The sequence below is a fragment of the Acinetobacter sp. YH12100 genome, from assembly GCF_013419135.1.
GTDB lineage: Bacteria > Pseudomonadota > Gammaproteobacteria > Pseudomonadales > Moraxellaceae > Acinetobacter > Acinetobacter pseudolwoffii.
In genome coordinates this window covers 169,733-192,881 of the sequence record NZ_VPAQ01000002.1, presented here as the reverse complement: position 1 = coordinate 192,881, position 23,149 = coordinate 169,733, and the positions used below count along the sequence as shown (strand labels likewise).

At 45.2% G+C, this 23,149-nt stretch carries 22 protein-coding genes; 10 read left to right on the top strand and 12 right to left on the bottom strand.

What is annotated here, in order from left to right:
- Positions 1-149: 149 nt before the first annotated feature.
- The 6 genes from FTU40_RS02770 to FTU40_RS02745 all read right to left on the bottom strand — a co-directional run bounded on the left by FTU40_RS02770 (position 150) and on the right by FTU40_RS02745 (position 6,925).
- Positions 150-1,295, bottom strand: coding sequence for a glycerate kinase (locus FTU40_RS02770; RefSeq protein WP_180039696.1), 1,146 nt, complete (start codon positions 1,293-1,295; stop codon positions 150-152).
- A 64-nt stretch (positions 1,296-1,359) separates the two neighbouring features.
- A complete protein-coding gene (locus FTU40_RS02765; protein WP_005172813.1) occupies positions 1,360-2,115 on the bottom strand; it encodes a hypothetical protein in 756 nt (251 codons plus the stop codon).
- A gap of 98 nt (positions 2,116-2,213) precedes the next feature.
- A complete protein-coding gene (gene topA / locus FTU40_RS02760; RefSeq protein ID WP_180039694.1) occupies positions 2,214-4,856 on the bottom strand; it encodes a type I DNA topoisomerase in 2,643 nt (880 codons plus the stop codon).
- Between the two features lie 30 nt (positions 4,857-4,886).
- Positions 4,887-5,336: an ammonium transporter gene (locus FTU40_RS02755; RefSeq protein WP_100355802.1), complete on the bottom strand. Its 450-nt coding sequence runs from the start codon at positions 5,334-5,336 to the stop codon at positions 4,887-4,889.
- A gap of 70 nt (positions 5,337-5,406) precedes the next feature.
- On the bottom strand, positions 5,407-6,405 hold the full coding sequence (locus FTU40_RS02750) for a hypothetical protein (protein ID WP_005172818.1): 999 nt from the start codon (positions 6,403-6,405) through the stop codon (positions 5,407-5,409).
- A 274-nt stretch (positions 6,406-6,679) separates the two neighbouring features.
- On the bottom strand, positions 6,680-6,925 hold the full coding sequence (locus tag FTU40_RS02745; protein WP_005095502.1) for a SlyX family protein: 246 nt from the start codon (positions 6,923-6,925) through the stop codon (positions 6,680-6,682).
- Positions 6,926-6,958: 33 nt separating this feature from the next.
- Here FTU40_RS02745 and FTU40_RS02740 point away from each other — a divergent pair, with 33 nt between their 5' ends.
- Entirely contained in the window at positions 6,959-8,857 is a 1,899-nt protein-coding gene (locus tag FTU40_RS02740; protein ID WP_100355804.1) for an ATP-binding cassette domain-containing protein, read from the top strand.
- Positions 8,858-8,965: 108 nt separating this feature from the next.
- The gene (locus FTU40_RS02735) at positions 8,966-9,901 is read left to right on the top strand and encodes a hypothetical protein (RefSeq protein ID WP_005095497.1); all 936 of its coding nucleotides are present in this window, start codon (positions 8,966-8,968) and stop codon (positions 9,899-9,901) included.
- Between the two features lie 43 nt (positions 9,902-9,944).
- Here the strand turns inward: FTU40_RS02735 and FTU40_RS02730 are convergent, their stop codons facing one another.
- Entirely contained in the window at positions 9,945-10,277 is a 333-nt protein-coding gene (locus tag FTU40_RS02730) for a GNAT family N-acetyltransferase (protein ID WP_257223507.1), read from the bottom strand.
- Between the two features lie 375 nt (positions 10,278-10,652).
- A complete protein-coding gene (locus FTU40_RS02725; protein WP_180039692.1) occupies positions 10,653-11,783 on the bottom strand; it encodes an endonuclease/exonuclease/phosphatase family protein in 1,131 nt (376 codons plus the stop codon).
- 188 nt (positions 11,784-11,971) lie between these two features.
- Between FTU40_RS02725 and asd the strand changes: the two genes are divergently transcribed.
- The 5 genes from asd (at position 11,972) to truA (ending at position 18,016) form a co-directional block, all read left to right on the top strand.
- Positions 11,972-13,090, top strand: coding sequence for an aspartate-semialdehyde dehydrogenase (gene asd / locus FTU40_RS02720; RefSeq protein ID WP_100329275.1), 1,119 nt, complete (start codon positions 11,972-11,974; stop codon positions 13,088-13,090).
- 123 nt (positions 13,091-13,213) lie between these two features.
- Positions 13,214-14,809 carry a hypothetical protein gene (locus FTU40_RS02715; RefSeq protein ID WP_100329276.1) on the top strand — a complete coding sequence of 532 codons (1,596 nt, stop codon included), beginning with the start codon at positions 13,214-13,216 and terminating at the stop codon, positions 14,807-14,809.
- A gap of 67 nt (positions 14,810-14,876) precedes the next feature.
- Positions 14,877-16,187: a hypothetical protein gene (locus FTU40_RS02710; RefSeq protein WP_005095483.1), complete on the top strand. Its 1,311-nt coding sequence runs from the start codon at positions 14,877-14,879 to the stop codon at positions 16,185-16,187.
- A gap of 47 nt (positions 16,188-16,234) precedes the next feature.
- Complete coding sequence (locus FTU40_RS02705; protein ID WP_100355814.1) at positions 16,235-17,203, top strand: asparaginase; 969 nt, start codon at positions 16,235-16,237, stop codon at positions 17,201-17,203.
- A gap of 15 nt (positions 17,204-17,218) precedes the next feature.
- Positions 17,219-18,016, top strand: coding sequence for a tRNA pseudouridine(38-40) synthase TruA (gene truA, locus FTU40_RS02700; RefSeq protein ID WP_180039689.1), 798 nt, complete (start codon positions 17,219-17,221; stop codon positions 18,014-18,016).
- Positions 18,017-18,106: 90 nt separating this feature from the next.
- On the opposite strand, the gene FTU40_RS02695 is transcribed toward truA, so the two are convergent.
- Positions 18,107-19,114 (bottom strand): AraC family transcriptional regulator, encoded by a 1,008-nt coding sequence (locus tag FTU40_RS02695; protein ID WP_005172840.1) that lies wholly within the window; start codon positions 19,112-19,114, stop codon positions 18,107-18,109.
- A 230-nt stretch (positions 19,115-19,344) separates the two neighbouring features.
- Here FTU40_RS02695 and infA point away from each other — a divergent pair, with 230 nt between their 5' ends.
- From infA to FTU40_RS02680, 3 genes are all read left to right on the top strand, one after another.
- On the top strand, positions 19,345-19,566 hold the full coding sequence (infA, locus tag FTU40_RS02690) for a translation initiation factor IF-1 (RefSeq protein WP_001284370.1): 222 nt from the start codon (positions 19,345-19,347) through the stop codon (positions 19,564-19,566).
- 133 nt (positions 19,567-19,699) lie between these two features.
- A complete protein-coding gene (locus FTU40_RS02685; RefSeq protein ID WP_180039687.1) occupies positions 19,700-20,080 on the top strand; it encodes a hypothetical protein in 381 nt (126 codons plus the stop codon).
- 146 nt (positions 20,081-20,226) lie between these two features.
- The gene (locus tag FTU40_RS02680; protein ID WP_180039685.1) at positions 20,227-20,631 is read left to right on the top strand and encodes a hypothetical protein; all 405 of its coding nucleotides are present in this window, start codon (positions 20,227-20,229) and stop codon (positions 20,629-20,631) included.
- Positions 20,632-20,714: 83 nt separating this feature from the next.
- Here FTU40_RS02680 and leuB read toward each other — a convergent pair whose 3' ends face one another.
- The 3 genes from leuB to leuD form a co-directional block, all read right to left on the bottom strand.
- Positions 20,715-21,794 (bottom strand): 3-isopropylmalate dehydrogenase, encoded by a 1,080-nt coding sequence (leuB, locus tag FTU40_RS02675; RefSeq protein ID WP_180039683.1) that lies wholly within the window; start codon positions 21,792-21,794, stop codon positions 20,715-20,717.
- A gap of 42 nt (positions 21,795-21,836) precedes the next feature.
- Positions 21,837-22,400 carry a hypothetical protein gene (locus tag FTU40_RS02670; protein ID WP_005095471.1) on the bottom strand — a complete coding sequence of 188 codons (564 nt, stop codon included), beginning with the start codon at positions 22,398-22,400 and terminating at the stop codon, positions 21,837-21,839.
- 87 nt (positions 22,401-22,487) lie between these two features.
- Positions 22,488-23,138, bottom strand: coding sequence for a 3-isopropylmalate dehydratase small subunit (gene leuD, locus FTU40_RS02665; protein WP_100329281.1), 651 nt, complete (start codon positions 23,136-23,138; stop codon positions 22,488-22,490).
- Between the last annotated feature and the right edge of the window lie 11 nt (positions 23,139-23,149).

Sequence of the window (23,149 nt, the reverse complement as noted above, 5' to 3'; positions counted from 1 at the left end):
AGATAGAGGGATATTTCCTCAATCCAGCAAAGGATTTTTGTTACCTTGCGAAGCAGTGCTTCTCATTCATGAAAAGCAAGATCTGCTTATGCATTATTATCTGCCATTACGTAAAGCTTGTGCAGCAATGACGATCTTGTAAAAGAAAACTAAATACGCTGTTCCTCAATATTTTTAATTGTTTTGGACACTGCTTTTTCCAGATTCACTTCCGCATTTTTTAAGGCTTCTTCCCGGCTACAATCTGGTGGATTAATCCCGATAATCTGACTAAATCCAGACTCATATAGTGACTCAATCCCATCCCCCACCAGTCCAGCAAATGCAAGCACCGGTTTATTGAATTTTTGTGCTACTTGTGCCACGCCAAATGGGGTTTTGCCTAATTTAGTTTGCTGATCAAGCTTGCCTTCACCAGTCAGAACATAATCGGCTTGAGCTATTTTATTGGCTAAATCTGTCTGCTGAATGATGAGTTCCACACCTGATCGAATAGAAGCAGCTGTGAATGCCATTAAGCCAAAACCGAGTCCACCTGCCGCACCCGCACCTGCAACATGACGATGATCACGTCCAATGTGCCGAGCAACCAGATCGGCGAAATGACTGAGGTTTTGATCCAGTTGCTTGACCATTTCCGGTGTCGCACCTTTTTGTGGGCCAAAGATCGCTGAAGCACCATTGGGTCCACACAGCGGATTATTCACATCCGATGCAATGATAATTTCAATATCCGCCAGCCGTGAATCCAGTTCGGATAAATCAATTGCTATGATTTGATCTAGGTTTCCACCGCAAGCCTGTATTTCTAATCCTTGGGCATCTAAAAACCGAGCGCCTAAAGCCTGTGCCATTCCCGCACCGGCATCGTTCGTCACACTGCCACCCAAGCCAATGATGATTTTACTGGCCTCTAAATCGAGCGCAGACTTGATCATTTCTCCTGTGCCACAGGTTGAGGTCAGCAGAGGATTACGCCTTGCAGCTTCCAGCAGATCTATGCCATTGGCTTTGGCCATTTCAATGATTGCGGTTTTTCCTGCATCAATTACGCCAAAATACGTCTGGATGCGCTGATCAGGCAATGGGCCGGTCACTTCACAGGGAATGCGCTGTCCTTTTGAACTTGAGATCAGTGTATCGACAGTGCCTTCCCCTCCATCCGCCATAGGAACATGAATGCACAAAGCATCAGGCAACACGTTTTGAATGCCACGCTGCATGGCCTGACAGGCTTGTTCAGCACTCATACTTTCTTTAAAGGAATCTGGAGCAAGAACAAAAGTAAGCGGCATATGGTTATTTTTATCTATCAATAAAGTCTAGATTCTGGATAAATCCAAGAGAATCTACAAGTCTTTATTTCCAGCCCAACTCAATTGCTGTGATCTCATTAATCAGGGTCTGATCCAGAGATCCCGGCATTTTACTCGTGGTTTCGGACAGCGGGATATGTCCTGCCATCAGTTCTGCCTTGGCTTGTGGGAACACAGGTTGCTGATCTGGAAATGCATAACCTATTGGATAAATCGGCTGACCTGTGGCCAGATCATATTTATCACTGGCACCAAAGGCATGCAGTAACTCATGTACCAAAACAATTTTATTTTGTTCAGACTGCTTTTGAGAGGCAAACAGGTTGACCGAACCAATCCGGCCTTTTTGCAAGGCAGTTGAATGCTTTAATTGCCGGGTTTGTGCCGGATCATAATAATTTAAAAACAGGGTCAGACTGGCAGAAGGGTCCGAACTTTGTTGCTGTTTCCAGGCATAAAATCGAAACTTTAAACTCCATACAACAGTATCGAAAATTGAGGCCTGCTCAGGGACTTTAGGCGGTAAAACTTTAAGCTCACGACCCAAATTAAAATAAAAATAAGTGGGTTGATTCCGATATTGCTGTGCTGATTTTTGTAGAAAGTCTCTTGCCGTTTCTAGATCCTGAACTGACAGTTGCTGGATGTATTGCTGTGTGGTCGGTAATCCATCTGCATTAATCGGATGCAACAGAACCATGACCGGCTTTGACCAGTTCTGATTTTGATCACGATAGGCATTGACTGCAACGATCAATAAAATACTTAATAAAATCAGAATCCGAATCTTTTTCCACATATCCCCAAGCAACCTTATTTATTTTTTTTAAAATATCGACACATCATAAATAAAAAATGCCGACTTTCGTCAGCATTTTTTTCAAGTTTAAACTTTATTTAGGCTTCAACCCATTTTCCATCCTGGTAAACCAGAGACCATTTGGTTTGCTTGCCTTCCGCATTTTCAGAGCCAATATATTGCGATTGGTTCTTGCGACTGAATTTCACCAAAGTCGGGTTACCTTCCGGATCTGCATCAGGCGCTTGCAAGATAAACTGATATTTCGGATCTAGCTGTTCAGCCACAGAGCGAATCTCGGCAACTTTCGGTGCCCGTGTTTCACGTACTTTCGGGAACTTGCTGGCAGCCAAAAATAAACCGGCCGCACCATCACGCAGCACAAAGAAGTCATCGTGCTTGGTCGAGCGCAAATGTTCCATCTTGATCGGATCGACACGCGGAGGTGCCGGCTGACCACTCTTTAATACTTTACGGGTATTGTCACAACTGTTGCAGGCGAAGTATGGACCAAAACGACCCGTTTTAAGCTGCATTTCGCCATCACATTTGTCGCATGGAATGGTTGGGCCATCATAACCTTTGATCTTGAACTCTCCTTCTTCGAGTTCATAACCATCACAGTCCGGGTTATTGCCACAAACATGCAGTTTACGACCGCCATCAATCACATAGCTGTCCATTGCCGTTTCACACACCGGACAACGTTTCTTCGACATCAGGTCAGCGGTTTCGGCCGCATCATCATCAGACAGTGCAGCCAAAGACTCGACTGGGGTCAGGTTCAAGGTTCCCTTGCAACGTTCTTTCGGTGGCAGGTTATAACCAGAACAGCCCAGGAAAACGCCTGTGGTTCCGGTACGAATCTGCATTGGGCGCTCACATTCTTTACAATGTACCGCATCCACTTCCACTGGCTGATTACGGCGCATACCGTTCTCACCTTGTGCCGTAGTCAAACGCTGCTTGAAATCGCCGTAGAAGCTGTCTAACAGCTCTTTCCAATTACGTTCACCATCTGCCACCTTATCCAGCTGACCTTCAAGATCTGCGGTAAAGGCGTAGTTCATCAGGTTATTGAAGTTTTCATCCAGACGGTCGGTGACGATCTCACCCATCTTCTCGGCAAAGAGACGACGGTTATCGAGCTTCACATAACCACGATCCTGAATGGTCGAGATAATTGCAGCATAGGTCGATGGACGGCCAATGCCTTTTTTCTCGAGTTCTTTGACCAGTGAGGCTTCAGTAAAACGAGCTGGTGGCTTGGTGAAATGTTGAGATGGATCAAGCTTCTGAAGTTTCAGCACTTCACCGACTTTCACTGCCGGTAATAGAATATCGTCATCCGCTTTGTTGGCACCACGCACCCGGGTAAAACCATCAAAGACCAGCGTCCGGCCTTTGGCTTTCAGTTCTACGCCATTGGCATTGACTAAAATGGTTGAAGACAGGTATTCAGCCGGTGTCATCTGACAGGCCACAAACTGGCGCCAGATCAAGTCATAGAGACGCTGTGCATCACGCTCCACACCGACCAGACTGTCACCTTTGAGACTCACAGTAGATGGACGGATTGCCTCATGCGCTTCTTGCGCGCCGGCTTTATTGCCATAGCGGTTGGGTTTGGCCGGCAGGTACTTCTCACCAAATTCTGATTCGATATGGCCACGGACCATGCTTACCGCATCATCACTCAGGAAGGTCGAGTCGGTACGCATATAGGTAATGAAACCGGCTTCATACAGGCGCTGTGCCAGCATCATGGTTTTCTTCACAGAAAAACCGAGACGGGTACTGGCCGCCTGTTGCAACGTTGACGTGATATAGGGCGCGCTTGGATTGACTTTGGTTGGCTTATCTTCACGGGCAGAAACGGTATAATCCGCATCTTTAATCAGGTTTAAAAGTGCATCCGTTTCGTCTTTATTACGAAGCTTTAAAGTCTTGCCATGTTGCTTGACTGCTTCCAGACGGATGTCATCTTTTTTCGATTTGGTATCGGCAAACACCTGCCAGTATTCTTCAGGAATAAAGGCCCGAATTTCACGTTCGCGCTCAACCACCAGTTTCACCGCAACCGACTGTACACGGCCGGCTGACAGGCCACGGGCAATCTTTTCCCACAAGAGTGGTGAAATCATGAAGCCGACCACGCGGTCCAGAAAACGGCGTGCCTGCTGGGCATTGACTTTATTGGTGTCCAGACGTGAAGGATGCTTAAAGGCTTCCTGAATGGCATTTTTGGTAATTTCGTTGAAGACCACACGTTGATAACGTGACTCATCGCCGCCAATCACTTCTTTTAAATGCCAGGCAATCGCTTCCCCTTCCCTGTCCATATCCGTTGCCAGATAGACTTCATCGACTTGCGCTGCCAGTTTTTTCAGTTCGGCAACCACATGTTCTTTGCCAGGAAGCACTTCGTATTTGGCTTTCCAGTCATGTTCCGGATCGACACCCATGCGGTTAATCAACGCATTCTGTGATTTTTCAGCTTTCTGTTCATCTGTCAGTTTGGTGCGTGTCGCCGGCTTTTTCTCTGTCGATTTGGCAGAGCCGCCTGTTGGCAAGTCACGGACATGACCGACTGATGATTTTACGATGTAGTTTGGACCAAGGTACTTATTGATTGTTTTCGCTTTTGCAGGCGACTCCACAATCACTAAGGCACGCTTACTTCCAGCGTCGGGAGACTTTGCTGTGCTGCTTTTTGATGTGGACCGAGGAGCGTTCGCCATAATTAACCGTTAATCCTGTTTATTTCTAAATTAAAGTTCAGCCAAAGCGTGTAATAGTGCTTTGATATCGTTGAGTTGGGCTGCTCTTAAATCAGCATGTTCATCCCAATACAATCCGACACAGTTGGCCTGCATATCAATAGCATAAATGCCTTTTAATGCAATGGGAAAATCTTTAAATTTCTCATCACCCTGCACAATTTCGAGTTTATTATCGACAACACGGGCACGCATCAAGGGTAAACGCGCATCTGGCATGAGTACGCTGTAGTACGCAACCATACTGGCACGACTTTCAGTGGCCTTTGGAATTTTGGTCCAGTCGGGTGCAACCACCAAACGTGGATGCAGACCCATTTTGCGGGCTTTGTCACGCATGATGCCAAGCGCTTTTTCTCTTGGGCTGACACGTAAGCCAAAAATTGACCCCATGACAAAAATGATGATGATCACCGCTACCCAAATTCCAGTGTTTTCCATAGTTCAACCTTTATGTTCTATTATTAGAGTTGCATAAGCACAATATAAAACGCAAGTTTGCACGATAAAATTAATTCAAGAACATTTCATGACTATATAAAACTTCGTGACCATTCCAGTAAATATAACCCTTCTCAATTAGCTCTTTCAGCAGCAGACGGATATCCGATTGAGGAAAGAGCTGCTCTAGCAAATCACGTAATTCATAAATATCCTTGGGTTTGTCGCCCTGAAGTTCGCGCAGTTTACGTGCGACTTCCAGTTGCACTGGATCAATCCGGTTAAAGTTTTTAAACAGGTCTTGCTGGGCTGACTGAATTGGAGTTTGCAATGCTTCAACTGGAGCATCATCAACTTTGAGCCGGGACATGACCTGATCCAGTTTTGGATTTTCAAGCGGATCTTGTTCATCCAGATTGAGCTGTAGCCACTGTTTCAGGACTTTTTTACGGAAGCTGATCTGCTCATCATAGCGTTTGACAATTTTCAGGTTAATCAGCATGCCGACCACATGCTGGGCCTTCACGGGCATGACGTGCAGAATATTGGCAACTGAATTTTTTAAGGTTTCCAAGGTATTTGGCTTACCACTCATTTTCCCTAGAGCATCACAGTACTTTTTCACCAGTTGCAAGGCCGGTTTGTTGCGGATCGCCTCCAGACTAGGCAGGTAATTTTTAACATGCTCTGCTGGAATAGAGACTTCATCGGGCTGAATCTGAATCAGGCTACATTTAATATCAGAGGCTTGCAGCATCTGCTGCAACATCTCGCTGCTGTCCATCGCCGAGATCAACTCGACTTCGGTTTCCGGCTCCAACAACGCCATCAGCTGACCGACAATGACCGCATATTCATATTCTTTCTGGGGCGATTCAGGTGTATCCAGAATGATGATCTGTCCACTCGCAATCCAGCCGGCCAGCTCGGTTAAATCTTCTAATGAAAATTCAAATGTTCCGGCACAATTAAACAGATACAGGCTGGAATAATGCGTCACAATTTCACGCAGTAACTTGGCCGTCGGAAAATTATTTTCGAGGTCGAGTAGAACAACTTTTGGATGCATGGGACAAGCTTCTGAAATGTACCTGAAAGCCAGTATTAGAGTAGGAAGTGAGTGAAAGGTCAAATAATTTCATGGTGAATATTCAGGTTGCAGCGGATTTACCAGATTCCAACCGAGTGGAAGATTACATATTTGATCTTGCTGCAAGCAGGTCAGAAATCGCTAGATTCCAGGCTGAGAGCTGATTAAATGAATCGAATCATCGGTGAAATAGCAGCTGTAATAAAAAAACCCTTATCGCATATAAGGGTTTTATTAAATGATTGCTTGCAAATTAATAATGTGGCGGACGATCAGCAACCGGATCAAAATCCGCAATTCCTTCAGAACGGTCTGAGGACTCAACACGTTGATATAACAGGCTCATTTGCTTTTTCAGATCGGCAATTTCCAGAGTCTGTTTAGCCACCTGATCATTCAACTGTTCAACTAAATCGTCTAAAAATGCAATTCGCACTTGCAAATCTTCAATGGGTGCGGAAAATGACGCCTGATCATTTAGATTTTGTTGTTTAGTCATTTAAAGTCCTCATTGGGGATTTCAGGAAACATTATGGCCTATATTACCCTTAGGGATGTCCAACTTGCGTTTGGTGGACCCGCCCTGCTCAACGGCGCGAATTTTAACTTGGAGCGCGGCGAACGAGTGTGTTTGATTGGCCGTAATGGTGAGGGTAAGTCTACCTTACTTAAGCTGATTGAAGGAAGTTTACTGCCGGATAGCGGCGAAGTTTCATTACAAAATGGCATCACGATTTCGATGCTGGCGCAAGATGTACCGATGGACTCAGGCCGAGTGGCGGATATCGTGGCTGACGGTGCCGGTGAAGCGTCGGAAGTTTTGCGTGCCTACCATGCAGCCAGTGAAGCCTGTGTACTGGGCGATATGGACGCTTGTGACCGCATGGGTAATCTGCAACACAAAATGGACCAGCTCGATGGCTGGGCGCTGGAAACCAAGGTCAATTCGATTTTAAGCAAAATGGGGCTGGACCCAGATGCAGATCTTGCCGATTTGTCGGGTGGTCGTAAGCGTCGTGTCCTATTAGCACGTGCCTTGCTGACTCAGCCAGATGTCTTATTACTGGATGAACCGACCAACCATTTAGATGTTGAAAGTATCGAGTGGCTGGAAAAATTCCTGCTCGATCAAAACAATTTAACTCTGTTATTCATTTCGCATGACCGTGCCTTTGTCGATAGCATCGCCACCCGTATTGTAGAACTGGATCGTGGTCAATTGCGCAGTTATGAAGGTAACTATTCACGTTACTTAGAACTCAAAGCCATGCAAATGGAAGCTGAAGAAAAGCAGAATGCGTTGTTTGATAAAAAGCTGGCTGAAGAAGAAGTCTGGATCCGTCAGGGCATCAAAGCACGCCGTACCCGTAACGAAGGTCGTGTTCGCGCTCTAAAAGCACTGCGTGAAGAATCCAAAGCGCGCCGTTCGCAACAAGGTAAAGTGGCGATGGCGACTCAGGATGCCAACCGTTCCGGCAAACTGGTCTTTGAGATTGAGAACCTGAGTGTGAAATTCGGTGACAATGCACCGATCATTAACAACTTCTCGGCACTGGTTTTACGCGGTGACCGTATCGGTCTGGTCGGTGATAACGGTGTCGGTAAAACCACACTGATTAAAGCCATTCTGGGCGAGCTTGAGCATGGCGGCACGGTGAAAACCGGTACACAGCTGGAAGTAGCCTATTTCGACCAACTGCGTAATGCACTGGATCTGGAAAAGTCGGTCAAAGATAACGTTTCTGAAGGCTCTGACCACGTGGATGTGAATGGTAACCGTCGTCATATCTATAGCTATTTACAAGACTTCCTGTTCTCGCCAGAACGTGCACGTACCCCAGTCAAAGCGTTGTCTGGTGGTGAACGCAACCGTATCTTATTGGCAAAACTGTTGCTGAAACCATCGAACCTGATTGTGATGGATGAGCCAACCAACGATCTGGATATGGTGACCTTAGAGTTACTGGAAGAAATGCTCGGTGGCTACAAAGGCACCTTGTTATTGATCTCGCATGACCGTGCCTTTATGGATAACGTGGTGACATCGACCTGGGTCTTTGATGGTAAAGGCAATATCGACGAATATGTCGGTGGTTATCAGGATTATCTTGAACAGCGTCCAGATCAGACCGTGGTCGATCAAAAAAGTGCCGTGAAAAAAGCCATGGCCAAAGCTGAAGCCGCACCCGTTGCTGCCAAAAAAGTCAAACTCAGCTACAAAGATCAACGCGCGCTCGAGCAACTTCCGGCTGAAATGGAAGCGCTGGAAAAAGAGCAAGCCGAGATCAATGCACAACTGGCTGATGGCTCTTTATTTGTCAGTGATTCCGATAAAGCCATGCAACTGTCTCAGCGTTTATCAGAAATTGATGAATTGTTACTGGAAAAATTGGAACGTTGGGAAGAGCTGGATAATCTTAGCAACGGTTAAATATTCCACGAGTATTTGCTCAAGCATCTGTATTCGTACAGATGCTTTTTTTATTTCAAGAATCTTCTCTGTTAGACTGCACTTAATCTTTTAGCCCTATATTGTTCTATGAGTACCCAGCCTGCATATCAACCCGGCGAATTTCAATGGTCATTCCTGTTACCTCGATACTGGGGCAATTGGCTGGGTATTATTTTCCTGATGATTTTGGCGATTTTACCGTGGGCCATTCAGTATCGTCTGGCCTATCTGCTGGGCCATCTGTCTTTTAAGTATCTGCCCTCACGTCGCGACACCACACTGCGCAATCTGGAAGTCTGTTTTCCTGAATGGTCTGCCGAGCAGATACAGGACAATGCGCGTCAGGTTTTTATCGATCAAATGCTGGGGGTTTTTGAGACCTTAAATGCCTGGTACAGTCCGAAATGGTTTCAGGATCGCGTCAGTATTGAAGGACTGGAACATATTCAGAATGCTCAAGCCGAAGGCCGGGGTATGCTATTACTAGGCACCCATTCGACCTTACTGGATGCTGGTGGATATCTGTGTGCACAATATTTTGAACCGGATGTGGTGTATCGCCCACAGAATAATCCACTTTTGGACATGCTGATTTACCGTTGTCGCGCCACGATTTATGCCCATCAGATTGATCATGATGATATGCGCGGTCTGGTACGTAATCTGAAAAAAGGCCATGCAATCTGGTACAGTCCGGATCAGGATTATGGTTTAAAACAAGGGGTGATGGCACCTTTCTTTGGTGTACCGGCGGCAACCGTCACCGCGCACCGTCGTTTGTTAAAAATGACCAAAGCTGCCGCGATTCCTTTATATTTCTATCGTCATGGCGATATCAAAAATCCACGCTACCATGTACTGATTGAACCGGCACTGGAGAATTTCCCTAGTGAGAATGAAGTTGAGGATGCTACTCGCGTGAATCTGATAATTGAACAGCAGCTACGCATCGCACCGACCCAATATATGTGGTTCCACCGCCGTTTTAAAACTCGCCCTGAAGGTTATAAGGAAATTTACTAAATCTGTTTGATCGCGGACTTTAAATCGCTACAGCTCCTACAGTTTAAAATCCTGTTGATGATCTGTACCTTGATAGATCTACATAGCTTCCGTTAGTCCCGCACGCGTGAAGCCTAAAGCCTGATAAAATTCCTATTGTCTGCTGATCGGCCACTAAAATCTGCTGATGAAATCCTGAATAATATTGCAGCATACTTTGCATGATCCGCCGACCAATGCCTTGTCGTTGCCAGTCCGGATCAATCAATAAGTGTGGGAAATACACCCCCAGAGAGCCATCTGAAATCGCATTCGCCAGTCCGACCAGCTGACCATTTATACGTGCAGTGACCAGACCATGGATTGGCACGATAGAGCTGAAGTATTTCTGATCCATTCACTGAGTCATCACTGGCAATAACATTTTCCATTCTGCACTGTAAAATATAGCTTTAAACCTAAAATTATCTTTAATAATCAATTAAATATTTAAAAAATTCACTCTGAAAATAATTTAACCCGGGTTCTACATCCTGTAAAACCCGGGTTAATGAGGTTGTGCTTTCATCTATTATAATTGGTTCTATTTTTTGTGATTTCCCTTTCAGCATCATATCCATGATGTTTTCATTCAGCTTCGTCTTCCTTATGAGAATATCCTTTCTCGACTCCCTGTGCTGATAAACCTAGAATACCTGGATTGCTCATGATTGCCCATCCGCAAGAAGCGCAAACTGATGTAAGCAATCTCTTACACTTTTCTCTTAAAAAGTTAAGAGATTTTGCCGCCATCTTTATAAGCCATGGCAATTTCATCGGTCACTATTTTTTCCTCTTTCTCTGCTTTCTGAATCCCCTCTTCTATGGCCTCTTGTGCTTCCTGCTCATCTTCATCGGTTTGCTCCAATTCTTCCTGAATATGCTCAAAGACCCGACCGGTTTGTAAAACCAGAAAAACCGGAAAATGATCAGAACCGATATGGGGCAGACGCTCCATATGGACCAGAGCAAAATCGGTACTGTGAAATACGTGATCGAGCGACCAGCGAAAAAAAGGATAATCTGCATGAAAGGTGTTTACATAATGACGTCCGACGCGTGGATCCAGCAGTCCGCTAATGCGCTGAAACAGCCGCGTAGTACGAGACCAGGCCACATCATTCAGATCCCCCATGACGATGCAACTTTCATCTAAATCTTTGATCTGATCCCCGACAATTAACAATTCCGCATCACGTAAAGTAGAATCCTTGGCTTCAGTTGGGCTCGGTGGTTTCGGGTGCAGGCAGTACAGCTGCACCGGCTGTCCTGAGCCTAAAATCACTGTGGTATGAATGGACGGAATCTCGTCGCTTAAAATAAACTTGACCTGGGTATTGCGAAGTTCCAGTTTACTATACAGGTGCATGCCATACAGGTTATCCAAAGGCACAGGCACACGATAAGGATAATCTGCTTCAATCACCGACAGTTCATTTTGCCAGGTTTGATCCGTTTCCAGCGTTAACACCAAGTCTGGCTGATGGGTCTGGATCTGTTCAATCAGTCGATGATATTGAGTATTGGTGGTCAGTACGTTCGAAACAATCAGGGAGATTTGCCGCTGCGGATCCAGTTGATCCTGTTTGACCTGCTTGACCTGTTTTTTCCAGATAAAGGTATAGGGCAATACCATTTTTAGCTGATAAGCCAAAGCCGCAATCAGGGCCACAAAAATCAGCTGATTCAAGACAGCCCAGGGATGCTCCACCACCAAAAACAGCACAAAGGCAATAAAGCCCAAGACCAGAATTTGTAAGCGTGGAAAATCCGCACCTCGAATCCACCATTCATCGCGTGGGATCAGTGACCAGAAACTTAACCAAATGACAATGATTGCCACAATTTGGATAACCCATATCATAAAGCGTGCTCTTAATTAAGTTATTATTTTTTCTGAAAGAAAAATGACGTTATCAATTTTGTATGTATCATAAAGCAGATATTTCGCTCAAGAATATTGATGTTTTGATTGTGTAGCACTTGCAGTTGAGTCCCTTTTTGATACACTCGAATCCCTTTAGAATTTTTAACGCACCGAGGCAAAGTGACATGAGAGTAGGTCTGGTCGGTTGGCGCGGGATGGTCGGTTCCGTCCTAATGCAACGTATGGTTGAAGAGAATGATTTTGCTCATTTTGAGCCATTTTATTTCTCTACCAGTAATGCAGGCGGTGAAGCGCCAGCATTTGGTGGTAAGACTGCCCCAGCACTTATGGATGCATCAGATATTAACAGTCTGAAGCAGATGGATGTCATTATTACCTGTCAAGGTGGCGACTATACCTCTGAGGTTTTCCCGAAACTGAAAGCTGAAGGCTGGAATGGTTACTGGATTGATGCAGCATCGACCTTACGTATGGATGATGAAGCCATCATCGTACTTGATCCGGTCAATATGCATGTGATCAAAGACGGTTTGGTAAAAGGCACCAAAACTTTTGTTGGCGGTAACTGTACGGTTTCCTTGATGTTGATGGGTCTAGGTGGTCTGTTCCAGAACAATCTGGTGGAATGGGCAACGTCTATGACCTATCAGGCAGCGTCTGGTGCGGGTGCGCAAAACATGCGTGAACTGATCAGCGGTATGGGTTATTTATACAATAACACCAAAGAATTACTCGATGATCCACGCTCTCCAATTCTGGATATCGATTCGAGAATTGCTGAATTACAACGCGGTGAAGGCTTCCCATCCAGCAACTTCGGTGTGCCTTTGGCCGGTTCACTGATTCCTTATATCGACAAGCAACTGGAAAGCGGCCAGTCGAAAGAAGAGTGGAAAGGCCAGGTTGAAACCAACAAGATTCTGGGCAACCAGCAGATCGTGCCGATTGATGGTCACTGTGTGCGTATTGGTGCCATGCGTTGCCACTCTCAGGCATTGACGCTAAAACTGCGTAAAGACGTGCCTCTGGATGAAATCGAAGACATCATTGCACGTGCCAATGACTGGTCTAAAGTGGTTCCGAATACCCGTGAAGCCTCGATGACTGACCTGACTCCAGTTGCAGTGACAGGTACGTTATCGGTTCCAGTGGGGCGTCTGCGCAAGCTCAACATGGGTAAAGAATACTTGGGTGCATTCACTGTCGGTGACCAATTGCTTTGGGGCGCTGCTGAACCATTACGCCGTATGCTGCGCATCCTGATTGATTATAAAAACGTTTAATATCCCGAGATGGATATAAAACAAAAAGCCGATCTTTATTGATCGGCTTTTTTATGTAACTATTGCGTAAGTATTTTACAAAAAAGAAACATCCCGTTAATCTATAATTTTCGCTATGCGATAATGACTGAGCTCACAATTAAGATGACTGTATATAAAAAATTAAAGCTTGCCATTTTAGCCATTGTTGCTTCACAGAATATTTATGCGATTAACGTAGATCCGGTTCAGATCCAGTCTGCGCCTGGAGAGTTACTCTATGCTGAAATGACCTTTCGACAATCTGATATGAATTTACCGATTGAGGTGAGTCTGGCTTCGCCTGAAGATTTAATCTCGATGGGTGCATCACATCAACCGCCTGGTCATCTGAACTTTTTCACCCGGCGTAGTAGTAATGGCACCGGAGTCATTACCATTACATCGTCTCGACCAATAACCGATCGGGAACTGAATATCATTGTCAAAATTAAGGAAGGCAATGCTGCACGTTTGCAACATATCCGCACGCCTTTGCAAGCGAAAACCGATTTATTAAAAGCCAGTCTAAAACAGAATGAACGCCCACTTGCGCCAGTTGTCATGGTCAGTGAAAAAGATATTGCTTTAAACCTGCCAGTGACTACCCATTACAACAGCTCTCCAGCCACTTCAAATAAGCAACCGGTTTTAGAAAAGCCGCTGGCTGTGCAACATGTTAGTCCGCCGACATTGTCTAGCAGTTCAATTCCTCAAGCTACACTCGCGCCAGCAGCACCATCGATTCCGGCGCAATCTATCGCTCCTACAATTAAAAGCGAGTCTGTAACTGCTGCCAATACTCAAACTACGGTTAAAACTCCAGCATCGGCCACTTCAGATTCAACGCATCATACTTCGCAGCCGATTCCATCCTCGCCTGTTGTTACAGTAAAACCAACCCCGGCACAGTCTGTATCTGCAAATACGCCAGCGAGCAAGTTATCAGCAGATCATGTTTCTCCAGAGCAAAATAAAGTATCTATGCAAAAACCGGCTGAGACTGGTTCTGAACATCAAAGCGCTTCCAGCGATCCATTGGTCAAGAAATTTGCCGAGGAACAGGCCAGAAAATCGGCTGGCTCAACTCCTCCTGTACAGACCCCAGCTCCAATTACAACAAAAGTTACACCAGCCAAGAGTGCCTCAGCCCAAGCTCAACCGACTTATATGGTTCAGTCCAATGAGTCGCTGTGGGGAATCGCATCACGAATTGCAGCAGAACAGCAACGTCCGGTTAATGAAGTGATGCAGCAAATCAAGCAAAACAATGAACATGCCTTTATCGGAGGAAATGCCAATCGTTTACGTAAAGGTGCAGCACTGAATTTAGCTATGATGAGTACTGTAACTGCTCCGATCAAAGTCACCGCCGCCAAGCAGACACAGGCACCTTCTCAGCCTGCTACCAAAACTAAATACCGTCTGAATCAGGCTGAAATGAGTCTGGTTGCTGAGAACCAGCACGATTCCGGACAGCTTTCTGCAAACCAGAACACAGAACACAATCAAACATCGAAGGAATTGTCATTAAAAGTTATGACAGCCCGAGAAAAAACCGTTAAATTACAGAGAAACGTAACCGAATTAGAATTGGCACTCAATCAGAAGGATCACAGAATTCAATTATTAAATGCGCGTCTGGCCCAGCTGCAACAACAGCTTAAAGCCCAACAAGCAGATAAGAAGCCAGTTAATTAAAAGTTACACATGACGATTTATTGGGATGAGTGAACATTGAATACACTCTATCCTCAAGGGGTAAAACATGCTGATTTATGTGATTCCATTAGTGATATTGATCATCGTATTAATTGTCGTCAAAAAACGACAAGATGCTCAAGAATCAGATAAAGCAAAAACTAAAACTGTAAAAGCGAAAAAACCTGGCTCTGCTTCAAAAACTGCCCCACAAAAAACCAAAGTAGTTGAGCCAGTCGGGGTCGCAAAAAAATCAGCAACGCCATTATCCGCAGAAACGCGTAAAAAAATTGAAGGCCTGATTCAGGAACGTAATTTTTTTGCGGCCGAAGCTCAGATTAACCAGGCATTGAATCGCGACAATTCCCAGCATGAGCTCTATCTGCTGTTGTTAGATATTCATATCTTACAGAAAGATGAGTTTGCGATTTCACAACTGCTCAACCATATCCGTTCTTTAAATTTAGATGAGATTCTGGCGCAAGCTGAAGCCAAACAGCGTGAATTTGATCAATCTTTATCTGCTGTTCAAGATACGATTGATTTCCCAAGTGCACAGCTTAAAACTTCATCTGTACAGGAAACCTCGGCATCTTCCGATGCCTTTGCTGATCTGGTCGCTCCCGCGCCTTCAAATGAGCAGGCATTTGAACAGTTGCAACAAGAGTTTCAACCAAGCAAGCCAGCTCCAGCAATTGAGCCTGTTGCGGATATTCAGCCACTTGAATTTAATTTTGAACCGACAACTACGCCGGTCATAGCGCCAAAATCTGAAGAAACTCCGGTACCTGCTGTAGATTTTGAATTTCAAGATACTTCATCTGCTGTTGTGCAAACTACACCTACGGCAGCAACAGAAACCGCACCTGTTTTAGATTTTAAACTGGAATTGCAGCAGGCTGCTCCAGTAGAAACAGCGGCTGCTGTATCTGAAGAGATCAAGCCTCTGGATTTCTCATTTTCTATAGGAACTCCAGCGCCTGTCGCCGAAAAAACCTCAGAACCAGCAATTGAGTTTGATCTGTCTAGTCTTTCTGCTGCTGCACCTGTGAGTGAATCTGCGACACAGACAGACCTTTCATCAGGCCTAGACTTTAAATTAGATCATGCAGAAACTAAACCTGCTGCAACAGGTGTTACTTTCGACATTCCTGCTACATCAGTTCAAACAGCCACAGACCAGCATGATCCACTGGTACAATCTTTCCCGGAATTACTGGACATCAATGAGGCCAGTCTGAATCTGGATCTTGCGCAGCAATATATTCAGCTCGGTGCCTATGTTGCCGCACGTGAGATCATTGCAGAGCGAGAAGCTGAATATACGGCCGAGCAACAGCAACGCGCAGAGCAATTACTGAATCAAATCGCATCTTGATGCATTTCGATTTACACTAAAGCAGTCAAGGGTTGGCTGCTTTTTTTATGATGAAAAATATTGCATTAATTTATATGGGTGGCACATTCGGCTGTGTCGGCGATCCACTTGCCCCGATGTCTGCGGATTTATTTATTCCCAAGCTCGAACAGATACTCGCAGACCAATATTTCGTTGAATGCCACCGCGCACCAGCCATTAAAGACAGTAGTGCCTGCACAGCCGCGGACTGGCTGCAATTGGTGCAGTTTATTCAAAAACTGCAATCTCGAAAGATCCAATATTTTGTGATTATTCACGGTACAGATACTCTGAGTTATGCCAGTGCAGTCCTGGCACATTTTCTCGGCAACTCGGCACATGTGGTACTGACTGGTAGTCAATATCCGCTGCTGAATGCTCAGGGCAATGAGCAGCGCGAATTTAGTGATGCGCTGGATAATCTGAGGTTCGCCCTGGATTCTGTCAGCATGTGTACCGCAGGGGTCTATCTGGCTTTTCATCATCAACTAATGCATGCCCAGACGGCACTCAAACAGCATACCACCGAGTTAAATGCCTTCTCAGGTCTTGAGGCCAATATTACAATCCAGGCCAGTCAGCAGTGTTATCAAGTCAAAGCTGAAGATATTAGGAAAGCCGCTGGATTTAACTGCATGAGTATCATGATGCAACCGATTGATCTGGCCCAGCAACTGAACAACCTGCACAGCTTATTAGCCAGACCACCGCATTTTTTATTTCTGCAAGGTTTTGGCACGGGTAATCTCGCTGTCAATGAGGCCCTGATCGCACTCATTGATCAACTGTATGATCAAGGCTGTCTCTCTGTACTGACCACCCAGGTGCCTTTTGGCGCGACAGATCAGCGCTATGCCATTGCAGAATGGGTCAATCACTGCAAAATTCTGCTGAATGAAAGTTATGGCCATGCGGATCTGTATGCAAAAGCACTGAAAATGTATTTACAATACGACACTGTAGAGCAATGGCATCGTCATTGGTACGATCAATAAGGTTTTGAGGTCATTATGCAGCGTTTTGCGGTGGGAATTGAGTTTTGTGGGATGCATTATCGGGGATGGCAGACTCAACAGCCGGGTGTTGCAAGTGTGCAGGAAACCATTGAAAAGGTACTGAGCCGGGTTGCCGATCAACCGATTAGCCTACATGGTGCCGGACGTACCGATGCGGGGGTACATGCGACCAATATGGTGGCACATTTTGATAGCGATGCCATTCGTTCTGAACGTGGCTGGCTGATGGGTTGCAATAGCCAGTTGCCCAAAGATATCTCGATTCAGTGGATCAAAGAGATGGATCACAGCTTCCATGCCCGCTTTAAGGCTCAGGCACGCCGTTACCGCTATGTGGTCTATAATCATCCTGTGCGACCTGCCTTGCTGCATAAACAGGTCACCCATGTCTATGCTCCACTCGATATTGAACAGATGATGCTGTCTGCGAAAAAGTTTGAAGGTACACATAATTTTGAAAGCTTCCGTGCTGCAGCCTGCCAATCCAATCAACCGGTGCGCCATGTCAGCCACTGCCGTCTGATTCAGCATGGTCAGTATCTGGTACTGGATATTCAGGCCGATGGCTTTCTGCATCATATGGTGCGTAATATCATGGGCTGCCTACTGGAAATTGGTCAGGGCATGTATGCTGCCGATCATATTGATAGTATTTTCGCGGCCGAAGACCGCAAAGCTGCTGGCGTGACTGCGCCTGCCGATGGTTTATATTTTATTCATGCCGACTATCCGGAGCAGTTTGAATTGCCTAAATTACCTTTGGGGCCGCATTGGCTGAATCTGCCGGAATAATTTTTAAATTTTTTAGAATATTTACCTCCCCTAACTCCTTCTGAAAGGAGGGGAATTCCTCCCTTTTTAAAGGGAGGTTAGGAGGGATTTTTAACGCTGCTTGCGTTTCCGATATTCCACTGGCGTTTCATTGGTCCAGCGTTTAAAGGCACGATAAAACGTACTTGGTTCCGAGAATCCGGTCAGATAGACAATTCTTTCAACACTTTCAGTGGTACTCGCCAGCAAACGCTTGGCCAGACGACAGCGATAATCCGACAGAATCTGTTGAAAGCTGGTATGTGCTTCACTCAGTTGTGTTCTTAGGCGGCGTGGCGTGATGTTTAGCTGTGCAGCTACAGTTTCCAGTGTGGTTTCGCCACTTTCCAAAGTAGAGCCAATCGCACGACGAACTTCACCGACCAGATCATAACGCGCCAGTTCCTGCAGTTTTTCAATTGCAAGCTGCTCATGTAATTGTAAAAGCTCTGGTTCAGCCTGCCACAGCGGAAACTCTAGAATACTTGGATCGAAATAAAGTCGGGTTTCTTTTTGACCTAAGCTGACCGGACACTCATAAACCCGGAAATATTCCTCGTCAGGAGCACCTTTGGAAAAATTAAAATCGATATAAATCGGTTCAAAACGTCCTTCGGTAATAAATTTAAAGAAACGCAGTACACCCGACATGGCACACTCGGTAAAATGACGATTCACCAGACTTTCAGCAAAAGGCTGTTCACCATTGGTTAAATAGCAGCGATCATCTTCGATCACTAACTTGGCAGCAAATGCATCACTGATCAGTCGCTGATAGGCCAAAGCACGTTTCAGTCCTTCACCAAAGTTTTCAGATGAAACAAACAGGTGTTCAATGACCTGACCACGATAAAGTGGCAAGTGCTCACCCAGATGCAATCCAATGTCCGGGTCCTTGCTAACTTCCTCTGCGGCTACCCAGAAGGCATACTGGGCGCTTAGCGGCGTACGGTCATTGGCCTCGACCTGATTTAAAGCAACTCCTGCTTTGGTCAAAAGTTCTTCTGTTGGCAACCCTGCACGACGAATCGCCTGATAGCCCAAACGTAATACGACTGATGCATCCGTTAGCTGACTCACTCAAAAGCCTTCCTTGTATGTACTTCATTTATACTTAAAAAGATTAATTTTAGATTAACTGTGATTGACCAAACTGACAACAGAAACCGACATTTTTTTAGTTAAAAAATTATCGTGACAGTTCGCTTATTTTACTGGCAGATGATCAGTCTAACGCCCGTTTCATCTTGTTTTTTACAAAAAAATTGACTATAATTTGCGCCTTCCCAATTTATTCATTCAGGTAGGCTATGGCCAATAAAGAGGAACTCATCGAGTTCGAAGGCGTTGTCACCGAGACGCTTCCTAATACTATGTTCCGTGTACGTTTAGAGAACGGTCACGAAGTGATTGCCCACATCTCTGGTAAAATGCGTAAACACTATATCCGTATTTTAACTGGCGACAGTGTGAAGGTTGAAATGACACCTTATGATTTGACCAAAGGTCGTATCACCTATCGTGCACGCTAAGTTTTAGCGCAAGCAAAAGCCACTGTTAGTGGCTTTTTTTATGACTTTAATTATTTACCCACGAATAAATCAATTTGACAGGAGCTAATAATTTCTGGATTATTCATTTAATTAAAGTACATGCATAAAAACAATGAATATGAAGTGTTTAATCCTGCTTTCCAGCTTGTTTCTCGTTGCCTGTGCCACTGGCGGCAATCAGCATCTGCATCAGTCTCTCCAACCCTATGTCGGTCAAACTGCAACACAGGTTCGCAGTCAACTTGATCTTCGTGCCATGGGATTCAAAACCTCGCAGAAACCGATTCAAACCGCAGAATCTCTCAGCTACACGATTTTTCGGGATATGAATATTCCAATGGGCACACCGAATATTAGTCAAAGTATCTCAATCGGTGCACCCATGCCAACCCCCTCAAATGGCGGTTATAGCATCGAGATGAAATGCCAAATCCGGTTTGAGCTGAAAGATGAAATTGTCCAATCCGTTCGCTATAGCGGCAGGGCTTGTTAAGCTGTCATCCTGTAATCCAATTTCTTTGATGGATTGATGTTGAGTTAGCTCTCGCTCCCATCTGTACCGCGTGTCAAATTACAACAATACCAATCACACTTCCTGCCTACACTATTGATGAGTCGTTCCTGTGAAGGAGTGAAATGATGCGATTTTCCTATCCCCAACTATCGCTCGGTATTTTGGCCAGTGTTTTAATAGCGGGCTGTGCACATTCCCCCAATATGGGCCAATCTGAACGCGAAGCCTATTTGCAGCAGTTTATTGGACAAAGCAGCCAGCTGATCGATCAAACTCTGGATCTGAAACGTTTAGGTTATCAGCAGGTCAGTGGGCCTGAACTCAGTGCCCAGCAATTAAGCTATGTGGTACAGCGCCCTGTTGCAATTCCTTTGCCTGTAGCACAGTTTCCGGCAGCAGGCGGTGCTGTACCTATTCCGGTTCCTGTGAGTCCTTCAGGTGGCTATGACGTCAATCTGCAATGTAAGATCACCTTCTTACTCAAAGATAATATTGCAACCGCAGTTCGTACTACAGGTCGAACCTGCTAACCTGAGCTAGATACGAGAAATCTGACATAAAAAAACGCAGCTCAAAGCTGCGTTTTTTAATCATTTTTTTAATCAAAACGGACTTAGTTCAATGCAGCAACCACTGCCTGACCCATTTCAACTGTACCGACTTTGTGCATGCCTTCAGACATAATATCTGCTGTACGCAAGCCTTGATCCAAAACATTGCCTACGGCATCTTCAATCGCTTTGGCTGCAGCTTCTTCACGGAAAGTGTAGCGTAGCATCATCGCAACAGACAAAATTGTGGCCAATGGGTTCGCCAGGTTTTGACCCGCAATATCAGGGGCTGAACCATGACAAGGCTCATACATGCCTTTAGCATTTTCATCTAGCGAGGCTGATGGCAACATGCCGATTGAACCGGTAAGCATCGCTGCTTCGTCAGACAAGATATCACCGAACAGGTTAGAGGTGACAATCACGTCAAACTGTTTTGGCGCGCGCACCAGTTGCATCGCAGCATTGTCAACATACATATGTGACAAGTTAATTTCTGGATACTGTTCTTCTTTCAACGCAGTAACGGTTTGTTTCCACAACTCAGTGACTTCAAGTACGTTGGCTTTATCCACTGAACAGACCTTGGCACCGCGCAGCTTCGCCATTTCAAAGGCAACTTTGGCAATGCGTTTGATTTCAGATTCTGAATACACATCCGTGTTATAACCTTGCTTCTCGCCGTTTTCCAGTTCACGGATCCCACGTGGCTGACCGAAATAAATACCGCCCGTCAATTCACGCACGATCAGGATATCCAGACCTGCCACGATTTCAGGTTTCAGGCTTGAAGCATCAGCCAATTGTGGATAGAGAATCGCTGGGCGCAAGTTGGCAAACAGATTCAGTTCGCTACGCAATTTCAATAAACCACGTTCCGGACGGATTGAACGCTCAATCGTGTCCCATTTTGGACCGCCCACGGCACCGAGTAAAATCGCATCGGCTTTTTTAGCCTGTTCAGAAGTCACGTCTGGATACGGTGAACCGTGCGCATCAATGGCTGCACCACCGAGTAAACCCTGTTCCCATGTCAAATCGAGATTAAATTTTTCATTTACACGAGTCAGCACCTGCTCTGCCGCTTTGACAATTTCAGGACCGATACCGTCACCAGCTAAAATCAAAATTTGTTTAGACATGAGATTTTCCGTTTAAAGCGTCAGATTCAGACCTGACAAAGGTTAAATTTTCTTTTCTACAAACTCTGCAATGCCGTTGACCACATTATAAGGTTTGCAAAAACGACGAATGGTTTTTTGCTCTTGCAATAAATCCACGCAAAGCGGATCAGGTGCAGAGGCATTTAATAAACTGCTGCTACGCGCACTACGGTCGCGGAACATTTTCAAGGTATAAGTTTTGTTGGCCTGAAAGCGATGAAACACATGTAAAATTTCCGCTTTATCCTTACTGATTGGATAAAAACGGACGACTAATTCATGCTGTCCTGCGGGTACTGACAAGTAAATCGGATTGGCCTGATTCAAATTCTTAGCCTGCAAACGTACCAGTTTTTGCTTTCGCGCCTCATTACTGAGGCGGCCATTGTCGTTATTGACAATGATGGTCTGGTTTAAGCGCTCGAACTGGCAATCCGATGTTCCTTTACAGTAAATCAACGCATTGTTTTTGCTTTCGGCATTTTCTTTGGCATGTTTGAGCTTCATGGTATCGATGCTTTGACATGCAGTCATCAGCACCGACACCGTACTTAAAGCAAGCCACTGTTTCCAATAATTCGCCATAATGTCTGTCTTACCCAATCAAAAAACCCAATAATCTTCCGATATTAGCAAGGGCATCGCAGTCATGCTATGACAATTTTCGCTGATTTAGCCCTGAATTTCGGCAAATACCCATGGACGTGATTGTTTGGTTTTTTCCTCATAAGCACGAATGTCATCCGCAGCTTGTAAAGTTAAACCAATATCATCCAGACCATTTAACAGGCAATGCTTACGAAATGGATCGACTTCAAATTGAAAGCTTTCACCATTTGGTGTGCGTACTTCTTGTGCGTTCAAATCGATGGTGAGTTGATAACCTTCAGTTGCAAAGCATTCTTTGAATAACTGATCAACAATCTCTTCAGACAAAATCACAGGCAACATGCCATTCTTAAAGCTGTTGTTATAGAAAATGTCGGCATAGCTTGGTGCAATCACGGTACGGAAACCGTATTCTTCCAATGCCCATGGCGCATGTTCACGACTAGAACCACAACCAAAGTTGGCGCGTGAAATCAAAATGCTCGCGCCTTGATAACGAGGTTGGTTTAATGCAAAATCCTTGTTTAAAGGTCGTTTTGAGTTGTCTTGACCCAAATAGCCTTCATCCAGATAACGCAATTCATCAAATAAATTCGCACCAAAACCACTACGTTTGATCGATTTCAAAAACTGTTTTGGAATAATTAAATCGGTATCGACATTGGCCCGGTCTAATGGTGCAACGATACCTTGTTCAACGGTATATTTTTTCATTGTCTTTATTC